The organism is Streptomyces sp. NPDC041108 (genome assembly GCF_055592645.1).
Genome location: NZ_JBVIYK010000001.1, coordinates 1,001,860 through 1,014,778, shown reverse-complemented (window position 1 = coordinate 1,014,778; position 12,919 = coordinate 1,001,860). Strand labels below are relative to the sequence as shown.

The 12,919-nt window shown below is 71.6% G+C and carries 11 protein-coding genes and 1 tRNA gene; 6 read left to right on the top strand and 6 right to left on the bottom strand.

What is annotated here, in order from left to right; genetic code table 11:
* Positions 1 to 28 precede the first annotated feature (28 nt).
* On the bottom strand, positions 29 to 1,075 hold the full coding sequence (locus ACZ6BB_RS04280; protein ID WP_471613780.1) for a WD40/YVTN/BNR-like repeat-containing protein: 1,047 nt from the start codon (positions 1,073 to 1,075) through the stop codon (positions 29 to 31).
* 318 nt (positions 1,076 to 1,393) lie between these two features.
* Between ACZ6BB_RS04280 and ssgD the strand changes: the two genes are divergently transcribed.
* The 4 genes from ssgD to ACZ6BB_RS04260 all read left to right on the top strand — a co-directional run bounded on the left by ssgD (position 1,394) and on the right by ACZ6BB_RS04260 (position 5,891).
* The gene (gene ssgD / locus ACZ6BB_RS04275) at positions 1,394 to 1,810 is read left to right on the top strand and encodes a spore wall synthesis regulator SsgD (protein ID WP_471613779.1); all 417 of its coding nucleotides are present in this window, start codon (positions 1,394 to 1,396) and stop codon (positions 1,808 to 1,810) included.
* 311 nt (positions 1,811 to 2,121) lie between these two features.
* Positions 2,122 to 3,753 (top strand): ABC-F family ATP-binding cassette domain-containing protein, encoded by a 1,632-nt coding sequence (locus tag ACZ6BB_RS04270; protein ID WP_471613778.1) that lies wholly within the window; start codon positions 2,122 to 2,124, stop codon positions 3,751 to 3,753.
* 159 nt (positions 3,754 to 3,912) lie between these two features.
* Positions 3,913 to 4,689 carry a dimethylargininase gene (gene ddaH, locus ACZ6BB_RS04265; RefSeq protein WP_471613777.1) on the top strand — a complete coding sequence of 259 codons (777 nt, stop codon included), beginning with the start codon at positions 3,913 to 3,915 and terminating at the stop codon, positions 4,687 to 4,689.
* A gap of 224 nt (positions 4,690 to 4,913) precedes the next feature.
* The gene (locus tag ACZ6BB_RS04260) at positions 4,914 to 5,891 is read left to right on the top strand and encodes an acyl-ACP desaturase (RefSeq protein ID WP_471613776.1); all 978 of its coding nucleotides are present in this window, start codon (positions 4,914 to 4,916) and stop codon (positions 5,889 to 5,891) included.
* A 23-nt stretch (positions 5,892 to 5,914) separates the two neighbouring features.
* Here the strand turns inward: ACZ6BB_RS04260 and ACZ6BB_RS04255 are convergent.
* The 3 genes from ACZ6BB_RS04255 to ACZ6BB_RS04245 form a co-directional block, all read right to left on the bottom strand.
* A tRNA-Trp gene (locus tag ACZ6BB_RS04255) sits at positions 5,915 to 5,987 on the bottom strand.
* Between the two features lie 128 nt (positions 5,988 to 6,115).
* Positions 6,116 to 7,456, bottom strand: a complete 1,341-nt coding sequence (locus ACZ6BB_RS04250) for an SDR family NAD(P)-dependent oxidoreductase (protein WP_471613775.1) — start codon at positions 7,454 to 7,456, stop codon at positions 6,116 to 6,118.
* Between the two features lie 212 nt (positions 7,457 to 7,668).
* Positions 7,669 to 7,917, bottom strand: a complete 249-nt coding sequence (locus tag ACZ6BB_RS04245) for a WhiB family transcriptional regulator (protein ID WP_471613774.1) — start codon at positions 7,915 to 7,917, stop codon at positions 7,669 to 7,671.
* Positions 7,918 to 8,199: 282 nt separating this feature from the next.
* Here ACZ6BB_RS04245 and ACZ6BB_RS04240 point away from each other — a divergent pair, with 282 nt between their 5' ends.
* Both ACZ6BB_RS04240 and ACZ6BB_RS04235 read left to right on the top strand, forming a co-directional pair.
* On the top strand, positions 8,200 to 8,991 hold the full coding sequence (locus ACZ6BB_RS04240; protein WP_471613773.1) for a VOC family protein: 792 nt from the start codon (positions 8,200 to 8,202) through the stop codon (positions 8,989 to 8,991).
* Between the two features lie 275 nt (positions 8,992 to 9,266).
* Positions 9,267 to 10,481 carry a glycoside hydrolase family 64 protein gene (locus ACZ6BB_RS04235; RefSeq protein ID WP_471613772.1) on the top strand — a complete coding sequence of 405 codons (1,215 nt, stop codon included), beginning with the start codon at positions 9,267 to 9,269 and terminating at the stop codon, positions 10,479 to 10,481.
* A gap of 114 nt (positions 10,482 to 10,595) precedes the next feature.
* Here ACZ6BB_RS04235 and ACZ6BB_RS04230 read toward each other — a convergent pair whose 3' ends face one another.
* Positions 10,596 to 10,766 carry a hypothetical protein gene (locus ACZ6BB_RS04230; protein WP_471613771.1) on the bottom strand — a complete coding sequence of 57 codons (171 nt, stop codon included), beginning with the start codon at positions 10,764 to 10,766 and terminating at the stop codon, positions 10,596 to 10,598.
* 67 nt (positions 10,767 to 10,833) lie between these two features.
* On the bottom strand, positions 10,834 to 12,669 hold the full coding sequence (locus ACZ6BB_RS04225) for a helix-turn-helix domain-containing protein (protein ID WP_471613770.1): 1,836 nt from the start codon (positions 12,667 to 12,669) through the stop codon (positions 10,834 to 10,836).
* Positions 12,670 to 12,919: the final 250 nt, after the last annotated feature.

The following is a 12,919-nucleotide window of genomic DNA, read 5'->3' as shown; positions in this document are numbered from 1 at the left end:
CCGCACCGCCGGACCAACCCCGTGGCGATCAGTTCTCCAGCCGGGCCACGCGCCCCTTCTCCCCCGCCGCCCAGCAGCCCCGGTCCGGTGTGCAGTCGACGGTGTCGTACGAGCCGGTGTCGACCGTGCGCCAGGTGCGGCCGCCGTCGGTGGTGACGTCGGTGCCGGTGGGGCCGACGGCGAGGGCGGCCGTACGGCTGTGCGGGAGCCAGGCGACCCCGGAGCGGTAGGCGGGCGGCGGCTGCGCGGCGGGCTTCCAGGTGCGGCCGGCGTCCCCGGTGGTGGCGGCGGCCCGTGGGGACGGCTGGTCGGCGCGGTAGTCGCCTCCCACGGCGATGCCGTGCGCCCGGTCGCGGAAGGCGAGGGCGAAGACGCCCCGGGCCGGGTCGCCGGCCGGGACGGTGGTGTCGGCCGCCGTCCAGGTCAGTCCGCGGTCGGCGGAGTGCAGCACCCGCGCGCGTGCGGCCCCGCCGGTCGCCATCCAGACGTCCCGCGGGCCGGAGGCGACCAGGCACTGCCCGCTCGCGGCGAAGCCCGCCTCGCCCTCCAGGGCCGGGGGCATGCCCTCGTTCGGCAGGACCGCCCAGGAGCGGCCCCCGTCCTTCGTGGACAGGATGCGGAACTTCCCGTCGACCGGGTCGCTCATGGCGAGTCCGTGACGGGTGTCGAAGAAGGTGAGGCAGTCGTAGAAGGCGCGCGGATCGGTGTTCCGGAACGACTCGGTCCATGTCGCGCCGCCGTCGTCCGTGCGGTACACGCGGGAGGCCTCGCCCTCCCCGATGGCCAGCACGACCGCCCTGCGCGCGTCGAACGCCTCGATGTCCCGGAACTGCAGCTCCCGTGCGCCGGGCGGTGAGACGTCGCGCCAGGTCCTGCCCCCGTCGCCGGTACGCAGCACCGTCCCCGCGGAACCCGCCAGCCACGCGGTGTTCCGGCTGACGGCGGCCAGACCGCGAAAGCGCGCGTCGGTGCCGGTCTGCTTCGGTTCCCAGTGCGGTGGCCTGCCGTCACCGTGCGCCTGCGCGGGCACCGCCAGGGCGGCGGCCAGTGCCGCCGCGGCCAGGCCCGTCGCCATCGTCCGACTCGTCCGACTCATCCGTCTCGACTGCCCCAAGCCCCCCATGGCGGGCGAAGCTAGTGCACCGGCCGGGTGCCGTCCAGATGGCCTCGGCCGGGAACCAGCGGGCGGCGGCCGGTGTCCTCTCCCATACCCCGGGAACACGGGACGAGAAATCGATCACGTCGGTGATTGGGCTCGGTGACAGAGGTCACTCGACCCTCCTGTGCACGGATCGGCCCGATCCGGCGTCTTCTGCAGTGCCCGGCCTCAGCCGTCCGAGCCCGTCCACCCGTCACTCCGGAGCCCGTCCACCCGTCACGAGGGAGCAAGGCGTTGTCCACCGTCATCGAGCAGCCCGTAGAGGCCCGACTCGTCGCCGCCGCCCCGCGGATGCCGAGCATTCCCGCCACGCTCCACTACGACCGTCGCGACCCCTTCGCCGTCCGCATGACCTTCCCCGCCCCGGCCACGCTGGAGGGTGTCGAGGTCTGCTGGACCTTCGCCCGGGAACTGCTGGTGACCGGCTTGGAGGAGTCCGTCGGCTACGGGGACGTACGCGTCCGCCCGTACGGCTACGAGAGGCTGGTCCTGGAGTTCCACGCCCCCGAGGGAACCGCCGTGGTGCACGTCCACGCCGGGGAGATACGGCGTTTTCTGGACGGCACGATCGATCTGGTGCCGCTGGGCCTGGAGCACCACCACGTCGACCTCGACCACGACCTGGCGCAGCTGATGCGCGACGCCTGCTGAGGGCCCGTCCCCGGCACGCGCCGCCCCGGGTGGGGGCAGCGCGTTAATGCGTTGACAGCCTTCCAACCCTCTCCGTACGTTGGTTCACGGTCCTGTTGCCGTCGATTGGAGAAGGACGTTGCTCGTCTGAGGTCCTGAGACACCGCGTCACACACCCTGCCGTATCCCGGCCTCGTGTGTGCGTTGCGTGCGACCTCGGCGTACGAGCCGTCCTGTCGGCAGCGGGCTTTCTTCCTGCCCCTCGTCGTGTCGCCCTCGCGGTGTTTCGAACGCGTCGCCCCTGGCCGCTTCCCGCACCCGCGAGGTTCCTCATGTCTACTCCCCTCTCCCTCACCTGTACGTCCCTGTCGTTCGCCTGGCCCGACGGCACCCCTGTCCTGGACGATCTGCAGATCGCGTTCGGCCCCGGCAGGACCGGACTCGTCGGCGTCAACGGGTCAGGGAAATCAACCCTGTTGAAGCTGATCGCCGGGGAACTCGTCCCGACCGACGGCACCGTCCGCGTGGCCGGAGAGATCGGCTACCTTCCGCAGAACGTCACGCTCGACACCGGCCTGAGGGTCGACGAGGCGCTCGGTATCGCCGCCGCCCGTGCCGCGCTGCACGCCATCGAGTCGGGCGACGTGGCCGAGGAGCACTTCGCGGCGGTCGGCGACGACTGGGACGTGGAGGAACGCGCCCTGGCGACCCTCGGCCAACTCGGCCTGGGCCACGTCGACCTGGATCGTACGGTCGGCGAGGTCTCGGGCGGCGAGTCGGTGCTGCTGCGCCTGGCCGCGCTGCTGCTGCGCCGGCCGGACGTCCTCCTGCTGGACGAGCCGACCAACAATCTCGACCTGTACGCACGGCGCCGGCTGTACGAGGCCGTCGCGTCCTGGTCCGGGGTGATGGTCGTGGTCAGTCACGACCGTGAACTCCTGGACCTGGTCGACCAGATCGCCGATCTGCACGACGGCGAGGTGACCTGGTACGGCGGCAACTTCTCCGCGTACGAGGAGGCGCTCGCCACCGAACAGGAGGCGGCCGAGCGGATGGTGCGGGTCGCAGAGACCGACCTGAAGAAGCAGAAGCGTGAACTGGTCGACGCCCAGGTCAAGTTGGCCCGGCGCAAGCGGTTCGGGCAGAAGATGCAGGACCAGAAGCGGGTGCCGAAGATCGTGGCGGGGGCGCGCAAGCGGGCGGCCCAGGTGTCCGCGGGCAAGCACCGCCTCCTGCACGAGGAGCGGCTCGCCGGGGCGAAGGAACGCCTCGACGAGGCGGTGGAGGCCGTACGGGACGAGGACGAGATCCGCGTCGAGCTGCCGTACACGGCCGTACCTCCGGGCCGTACCGTCCTCACCCTGCTGGACCTGGAGCTGCGGTACGGCACCCGGGTGAAGGGCGGGCTCGATCTGCGTGGGCCGGAGCGGATCGCGCTGATCGGCCGCAACGGCTCGGGCAAGACCACGCTGCTGCGGACGATCGCGGGCGAGCTGGAGCCCGTGAGCGGCGAGACGACGGCGCACGTCCCGATGCGGTTCCTGCCGCAGCGGCTCGACGTCCTCGACGACGGGCTGACGGTCGCCGAGAACGTGGCCCGGTTCGCGCCGGACGCGACCAACAACCGGATCCGGGCCCGTCTCGCCCGCTTCCTGTTCCGGGGCGCCCGAGCCGACCAGCCGGCGGCGACGCTGTCCGGCGGGGAACGGTTCCGGGCCGCCCTCGCCGCCCTGATGCTCGCCGAGCCCGCCCCGCAGCTGCTGATGCTGGACGAGCCGACGAACAACCTCGACATGGCGAGCGTGCGGCAGCTGACGACCGCGCTGGAGTCGTACGAGGGGGCGCTGATCGTGGCCAGCCACGACCTGCCGTTCCTGGAGTCGATCGGCATCACCCGGTGGCTGCTGCTGGAGGAGGGAGAGCTGCGGGCGACGACGCCGGAGGAGATCGAGGCGGCCGGCTGACCGGGCCGGCCGGCGGGGGTGGCGACTACCGCCGAGTATCTCAGGAGGGCCACAGCCTGGCTCCGGGGGTTTTGTCCACCTGGGCCGGGGCTGCATGATGGCGGACCGGCGTCGCTTCACGGGCGCCGGAAAACCGTCGTTCGATTCGGAGTCACCCACGTGCCCAGCAGGAAAGCCCTTGTCCGCCGTCCGAGCCCCCGCCTGGCCGAGGGCCTCGTCACCCACGTCGAACGCACGGAGGTGGACGTCGACCTCGCGGTCGAGCAGTGGGAGGCGTACGGGAAGGCTCTGCGCGAGCACGGCTGGGAGACGATCGAGGTGGAACCGGCCGACGACTGCCCGGACTCGGTGTTCGTCGAGGACACCGTGGTGATGTACAAGAACGTGGCCCTGATCGCGCGCCCCGGCGCCGAGTCCCGGCGGGAGGAGACCGAGGGGACCGAGGAGGCCGTGGCCGCGCTCGGCTGCTCGGTGAACTGGGTCTGGGAACCCGGCACGCTGGAGGGCGGCGACGTCCTCAAGGTCGGCGACACCGTGTTCGTCGGCCGGGGCGGGCGCACCAACGCGGCCGGGGTGCAGCAGCTGCGGGCCGCGTTCGAGCCGCTGGGGGCGCGGGTCGTCTCCGTGCCGGTGAGCAAGGTGCTGCATCTGAAGTCGGCGGTCACCGCGCTGCCCGACGGCACGGTCGTCGGGAACATCCCGAAGATGGACACGCCCTCGCTGTTCGGGCGCTTCCTGCCGGTGCCCGAGGAGGCCGGCGCGCACGTGGTGCTCCTCGGCGGCGACAAGCTGCTGATGGCGGCCAGCGCCCCGAAGACGGCCGAGCTGTACTCCGACCTCGGGTACGAGCCGGTCGTGGTCGACATCAGCGAGTTCGAGAAGCTGGAGGGCTGTGTGACGTGCCTCTCGGTGCGGCTGCGGGATCTGTACGCCTGAGCGGGTGATCCCTGCACGCTGTCGGCCCCGGGACCTGCGGCTCCACGGGGCCTTCGGCATGCCCGCCGGAGCCCTGCGACACCCCGCTGATCAGCACTCTTTACAGCACTCTTAACCTACGGCATCGTAACCTACGGATTCGTAGCCTACGATGCCGTAGGTTGAGGTCACCCGCCCGTGGCCGCCCGGAAGACAAACCCCCTGTTCGTCCCCCTGGAGCACCTGTGTCGATCACTTCTCCTCACCTCGGCAGCCCGTCCACCGAATGGACCGACGCACGCCTGCTGTACGCGCTGGAGGAAGTCGTCGAGAAGGAACTCAACCGGCATCTCCAGGTCACCAAGGACTGGATGCCGCACGAGTACGTGCCGTGGAGCGACGGCCGCAACTTCCCCGGCTTCTTCGAGGACGGCGAGGCCTGGGAGAAGGGGCAGTCGAAGGTCACCGAGGTCGGCCGGATCGCCCTGGTGGTGAACCTGCTCACCGAGGACAACCTTCCGAGCTACCACCACGAGATCGCCACCCTCTTCGGCCGTGACGGCGCCTGGGGAACCTGGGTGCACCGCTGGACCGCGGAGGAGGGCCGGCACGGCATCGTGATGCGCGACTACCTGCTCGCCTCGCGCGCGGTCGACCCGGACAAGCTCGAAGAGTTCCGTATGTCCCACATGGGTGAGGGCTTCGAGTCGGACAACCGGCACTCGATGCTCCACACGGTCGCGTACGTCGCCTTCCAGGAGCTCGCCACCCGCGTCTCGCACCGCAACACGGGCCACCACTCCGGTGACCCGGTGTGCGACCGCATGCTGGCGCGCATCGCGGCCGACGAGAACCTGCACATGATCTTCTACCGGAACCTGCTCAAGGCCGCGTTCGAGTTCGCCCCCGACCTGACCATGCAGGCCGTCCGCGACGTCGTCGTCAACTTCCGCATGCCCGGCCACGGCATGCCCGGCTTCGAGCGCGCCGCCGCACAGATGGCCATCGGCGAGATCTACAACATGCGCATCCACCACGACGACGTCCTCGCGCCCGTCATCCGCTTCCTGAAGATCATGGACATCGACGGCCTCGGCCCCGAGGGCATGAAGGCCCAGGAGGAACTCGGCCTCTACATGGGCGGCCTCGACGCGGAGGCCAGCAAGTTCGACGAGAAGCTCGCTGCCCGCAAGGCCCGGATGGCGGCTCGCGCCGGGGCCTGACCGGCATCGACGGGCGTGAGGGGGCGGGGCGGCCGGATTCGAACCGGCGTGTTCCGGTTTTGGAGACCGGCGCGCCTGCCTCTGCGCTACGCCCCGCCTTGCGGGCCATCCTAGGTCCGGCCGTCACCTTCGGCCGTCATCTTCCTGCCGTCACCTCCCGGTTGTGACCTTCCCGTCGTCGCCCGGAGGCAGACGGGCAGGTGACGACAGGACCCGGATCCGGCTCACCACGCCGCTTCCCGGTAGTCCTTGAGGAAGACGCCCGACACCGGGTCGCCCGCCTCGCCGCGCACGATCGGGTCGTAGACGCGGGCCGCGCCGTCGACGATGTCGAGCGGGGTGCGGAAACCGGCACGCGCCATGCGCTGTTTCTTCGGGGCCGGGTTCTCGTCGGTGATCCAGCCGGTGTCGACGGCGCACATGTGCACGCCCTGGTCGGCGAGTTCGGCCGCGCTGGTGCGGGTGAGCATGTTGAGCGCGGCCTTGGCCATGTTGGTGTGCGGATGCCCGGCCGTCTTGTTGCGTACGGCGAAACGGCCCTCGACGGCGGTCACGTTGACCACGTACCGGCGGGGGCGCGGCGCGGAGAGCAGCAGCGGCAGCAGCCGGTCGCAGAGGAGCGCGGGGGCGAGGGAGTTGACCAGCTGCGTCTCCAGGACCTCCGCGGGGTCGAGCGAACCGAGCCTCGCGGACCAGGAGTTCTCCGGGGAGGGGTCGGGCAGCAGTCCGGCCTCGTCGGCCTCGCGCAGCGCGACGGGAAGGGCGGCGGCGCCGTCCTCCAGCATCCGCATCGGCGTGAACCCGGGGGCCTGCCGCGCCCCTTCGGGCAGCGCGTCCAGCTCACCGCCTGCCAGCAGCGCGTACGACTCCGGCGGCCGGCGTACCGTCTGGGCCGCGTTGTTCACCAGGATGTCGAGCGGCTCGCCCTCCTGCCGCAACTGCTCGCACAGGCCCAGCACCTGACGCGGGTCGCGCAGGTCGACGGCGACGACGGTCAGCCGGTCGAACCACTTCTCGCTGCCGGGCTCGGCCCGGAAACGGCGCACCGTGTCGTGCGGGAAGCGGCTGGTGACGAGCAGGTCGGCGCCGTCACGCAGCATCATCAGCGCCAGCTGGAAGCCGATCTTCACCCGGCCGCCGGTGAGCAGCACACGGCGGCCGCTCAGGTCGGTGCTCAGAGCCCGCCGCGCGGTGTTGTCGGCGGCGCACACCGGGCACAGCCGGTGGTAGAAGGCATCGACCTGTCGATAGGACGCCTTGCAGACATAGCAGTGCCGCGACTTCTGCAGCACTCCCCCGCCGCCCGCCGCTCGTATCGACAGCGGGGCGTCCTCGCGCCGTTCCGGGGCGCCGGTGGCGGTCGCAGCCGTCACGGCGGCGTCCGCGGCGGACCTCTCGGCGTCGAGCGCCTTGCGCCGGCGCTTCCAGCCGTCGCGTGCGAAGGACGCGGCGACCCGCTCGGTCCGCAGCCGCACGGGGTCGTCCACGGGCAGCGCCCGCAGCCTGCCGACCGTGCGGTGGAAGGCCGCCAGCTCCTCCTCGGTGATCCCGCCGCCCTCGCCCATGCGTGCCCCCGCCCCGCGTGTCTAGCGCCCTGTCCCCCGTACCGCTGTCCCGTACGACCCGCACGGCCGTCGGAAGCGTGCCCGGATCCTATGCGACCGCCCTCGTCAGGGCCCACCGGTTTGTCACCGACCGGCGGACGGCGGGGAGCAGTTCACGAGGCGAGCGGTGGGGTGGCGGCGCCGTGGGGCGCGTGGTGCGGGAGGCCTTCGGGTCAGCCGTTCTCGGCGCGGCGGAGCCGTAGTCTCTCCTTCTCGGAGAGTCCGCCCCAGACGCCGAACCGCTCGTCGTGGGACAGGGCGTACTCGAGACACGCGGTGCGCATCTCGCACATCCCGCAGATGCGCTTCGCCTCGCGCACCGAACTGCCGGGCTCGGGAAAGAAGAAGTCGGCCCCCGTCTGCGCGCACAGCGCCCGCTCCTGCCAGGCACTGTCGATCGGGGTGATCGTGTCGTTGTGCATGTCCAGCATCGTGCCGCGCGCCGAAAAACGTTCGATCAACGCGGCATCAACACGACGGCCCGGACCGGTCCCTGGGGCCTCTCGCCCCGCATGTTCCCCGGAGCGGGTGCGGCGACGCACGACGGCGCGCCGGGCGACGCCCATGAGGAGCACGGACCTCCTGCCGGGACGCGGGCATCGCGACGCGCGTCGGGACACGGGGCGGGCGATCGTCCGTGGACGGTGCCAGACTCGGCAGGTACAGGAACGAGCCCCTCGCACCCCCTCCGGAGGAGCGCAGCAATGCTCACCACCCGTTACGTCACCGGCGCCCCGAACTGGATCGACCTCGGCACCCCCGACATCGAAGCCGCCGCCACCTTCTACCAAGGTCTCTTCGGCTGGCAGTTCCGCTCGGCCGGACCCGACATGGGCGGCTACGGTTTCTTCCAGCTCGACGGCCGCACCGCCGCGGCCGGTATGCAGAACCCACCCGAGCAGGGCCCGCCGTCCTGGAACGTCTACTTCCAGACACCGGACGCCGACGCCACGGCCAAGGCGGTCGAGCAGGCCCACGGCTCGGTGCTGCTGCGCCCCATGGACGTCGCGGACGAGGGCCGCATGGCGATCCTCGCCGACCGGGCGGGCGTCGCCTTCGGCGTCTGGGAGCCGCGCGGCAACAAGGGGCTCGACGTCGTCACCGACCCGGGCGCGCTGTGCCGGCTGGAGCTGTACACACCGGACCTGCCCGCGGCCGCCGGGTTCTTCAACGCGGTGTTCGGCTGGGAGACCTCCGCGATCGACGTGGCCGGCGACAGCTATACCTGCGTGAGTCCGGCGGGGACCGGGCCGAGTGCCGTGTTCGGCGGCATCGTCCCGCTCGACGGGGACCCGGGCGAGGCGGTCTTCGGGCCGCACTGGCTGCCGTACTTCGAGGTGCCGGACCCGGATGCCGCGGTGAACAGGGCGCGGGAGCTGGGCGGCAGCGTCCTCACGCCCGCCACGGACTTCGCGGGCGCGGGGCGTTCCGCCAGGCTCGCCGATCCGTACGGGGCGCGGTTCGCCGTGATCAGGAGCGAGCAGCCGCAGGACTGAGTCCCGGTCGGCCCACACCGTCGGGAGTGGGGGCCGTGCCGGCCGACGGCGAGGACGGCGTGCGGACCGCTTCGCCGCGCGCCCAGTGAGGGCTTCCGCCGGGACACGGGTTCGGACATCGTTCGGCCTGTCGTCACCTCATGAAGACACAAAAGTCTTGAGAGCGCTCTCAGTCATAAGTCTTGACGGCTCAACTTCCCCTGGGAACAGTGGGTGCACCACAGCAGGGGCCCCGTCCGCTGTGCCTCCACTCCCCCACGTCCCAGGAGGCCGTCGTGATCTCCCGCCGTATCTTCCTGTCCGGAACCGCCGCCGCCGGCGCGACCGCCCTCGGGGGCGCTCTGGGCGCACCCGCCCAGGCCGCCCCCGCGACCTGTCAACTCGCCCTGCGCAACGCCTCGTTGCCGGGCACGGTCCGGGCGTACGTCACCGGGCACGAACAGGCGACGGGTGCCTGGGTGCTGTTGCGGCCCGACGGCAGCGTCTACCGGCCGTCCTCGCCCGCGGCGCCGCAGACCCCCCTGCCGGTCGACTGCGCGATCCCGCTCGGCCCGGCGGGTTCGGCGCCCACCGTGCTGACGCTCCCTCAGATGTTCGGCGCCCGGATCTACTTCGTGCGCGACAGCACCCTGCAGTTCTTCCTCAACCCGGGCCCGGCGCTGGTCGAGCCCGCCTTCGCGACGCCCGCCGACGCCAACTACGGCAAGACCTGGTCGTTCTGCGAGTTCACGTTCAACTCCACGCAGCTGTTCGCCAACATCAGTTACGTCGACCTGGTCACGGCCCTCCCGATCGGGCTGACGCTGGAGGGCGACGGCACGCACACGGTCGCGCCGCTGCCCGACGGGGCGGTGGGCCGGATCGCGGCGGACCTGGTGGCGCAGTCGGCGCGGGACGGGCAGCCGTGGGACCAGCTCGTCATCCGGGGCGGCGACGGCAAGGTGCTGCGGGTCATCTCACCGCAGAACCTGATGGCGCCGTACTTCGGCCGGCCCGACCTGATGCCGTTCCGCGCCTACTGGAACTCCTACATCGACCAGGTGTGGGAGAAGTACCGGGGCACGGACCTGCGGATCGACCTCCAGGGCGGGCGGGGCGTCCTCGCCGGCCGCGTCGTCGGCGACACGCTCACCTTCGCCGGCGGGCACTCGTTCGCCCGACCGACCTCGAAGGACGTCTTCACCTGCAACCACGGGCCGTTCGCCAACAACCCCGGTGACTCCGACACCAAGAAGGCGCTGCTCGCCAGGCTCGCCGCCGGATTCAACCGCTCGATCATGCTCACCCGCCCCACCCAGCCGAACGGGACGACGACGGCCGACTACTACCGGGGGACCGTGACGAACCACTGGTCACGAGTGGTGCACGCCAACTCGCCCATCGGATACGCCTTTCCCTACGACGACGTGCGCCCCGACGGCCAGCCGGACGTGTCGGGCGCGGCCCACGACGGCAACCCACGCCGCTTCACGGTGACCGTGGGCGCGTGAGCGCCCCACCCCGAGGCCCCGGCCGGCACCTGTCGGCCGGGGCTGCGTCGCAGGACGCGCGGACGCGGACCGGATGAGCGCGCCGGGCCGGTCCGGACCGCGTGTCCCCGACGCTCAGAGGGCTCTGTGGATCAGCCATCCGCCGAGCACGAGGAGCACCGGTGAGCCCATGAACCAGATCGCCATGCCCGTCCGTTGGAGCCGGCCGTTCGCGACCTTGAGGCTCACCAGGGCGATCAGCGGGAGACCGAGGACGATCACGAGCACACCGGCGAGAAGGTCCATGCGCGCAGGCTACCGAGGCGGGCGTGCACGGGACACCGTGCCTGCACCCCGGTCGGGCGCCCGGGCGTCAGCCCCGCCCGCCCGACCGGGACGGCTCCCGGCGCACCGGCCTGAGACTCTGTGGGTGCTCTTCGAGGAGGATCGGCTGCTCGGTGATTCTGATGGTGTCGCCGGGCTGTACGGGGGTCACGGTGCCGTCGATCCGGTGCACGGAGGCCAGGCCCGGCTCGGACGTGGTGACGGCGGTGCCGGAGTCGGTCCAGCGGATGGTGGCCTCGTGGCGCAGTCGGGACTCCGTCACGGTGAACCTGCATTCCCACACGTTGTCGCCGAGGCCCGAGGCCAGGCCGTGGCCGCACGAGTGGATCCGGGCGTGGGCGAGCCAGCGTTGCAGGCGCTCGACCGCCAGCGCCGCCTGTGTCGGCGCACCGCCCTCGGCCTGCAGCACGATGGGGATCTTGGTGCCGCCCCAGTTGTAGAAGTACATGCGCTCGACGTTGGCGTTCCGTGCGTACAGCCCCACGAGGTAGAAGCGCACCGCGTAGTCGGCGGCACGGCGGCGGCCCAGAGGTTTCTGGAGGGGGATCTCGTACATGGTGCCGGTGTTCCACAGGCGGGGATGGACCCCCGCGTGGTGCAGTATGCGGTCGACGGTGCGGGTGAGCGCGAGCATGGTCTCCGGAGGGTCGGAGGCCGTGCGCTGGTACAGCTTGACGCCCGCGACGTCGCAGTGGCGGTATCCGCCGAGTTCCGCGAAGCGTTCGAGCACGCGAACGGCCTCCGGATCCCACAGGCGCCCCATACCGGGACACACGACGGTGGCGTCCGGGTCGGTGGCCCGGATCGTCCGGCCGGCTCTGCGGACCATCTCGACCAGCGTCCGCACGCTGCCGTCGTAGAACCGGGAGTCGTTCGCCAGCACCCACAGCTCGTACGCCTCGATGCGGCCCTCGTAGCGCTCGACGAGGGCGCGCACGAACGTGTCCCAGTCGGCGAGACGGTCGGGGGGCGCGGCCCGGGAACCATCGGCGTAGGGGCCGACCGGGCCGTCCGGACTGGCCCAGCGCGGAGTGCCGCCCATGACGAACAGCGCGGGCAGACCGGCCCGTTCGGCACCGTCGACCAGTCGGTCGAGGACGCTCCAGTCGAACTCGCCGCGCCGGGGCTGGATGTTGGACCAGCGCGTGTCGCTGTCCCACAGCCGCACGGCACCGGTCCGGAACGACGGCATGGTGCCCGTGGTGCTGTTGAGGGTCACGCCGAAGAGGGTGGACGGTACCGGGGCCGGGGCGCTCACCCAGGCAGGGCCGGGTATCCACTGTTCCGACGTCCCTGACGAGACGTCACGGGCCTTTGGGCTGCTGCCCGTTGCGGTCACGGCCACCAGCAGGGTCAGCAGGACGGCGGAGAACACCAGCAGCAGCGAGCGTCTTCGCTGTCGTCGCACGCGGTCGGTGGGCCCGGCGGCTGGGGAGTTCGTGCCGACGGGGGCGCCCGGTCCGGCGGAGACGGGGACGCCGGGCCGCTCGGCTTCCTCAGGTATGTCGTCCCGGACGTCGTACGGAACGTCGCCAGGAGCCTCGTCCGGGACGCTCTCCGGCACCTCGTCCGGGACCCTCTCCGGCACCTGGTCCACGCCGGACGGCACCTCGTCCGGGGCCGCGGACGCGGCCGTCCACAGCTGGTACAGCGCCGCCATCTCGGTCCTGCCGGCGTTGCACGCCTTCGCGATGCGCTCGATCGTGGCGAAGTCCGGCGGCACGATCTGCCCGGTGCAGTACCGGTACACGGTGGACTTGCTGGCGCGGACGCTCCGGCCGATCCACTGATAGCTGTGCCCGCTGCGCTGCTTGAGGTCCTCGAGGAGGGCCCCCAGCTGCTTGCGATGCGACGCCTCCGCCATGTGGTTCCCCTGGTTCTCTGCCACAGCATCGGTCCGGTACAGGGCTGCCCCCCAGCAGCCGTGCGCACAGTATGCGCCACCGTCGAACGCCGGTTCGCCACGCCAGAACCCGTACCTCGGCGTACACAGGCGGTGCGCGCGGGCCCCTCGCCGCGGCGGAGTCGTTCCAGAGCTCCGCGTTCTCCCAGTCCAGCGCGTGGACCGCGTTCCAGGCGTGCCAACTTGCCGTGCCGCTCTTGCCCTTCGGTTT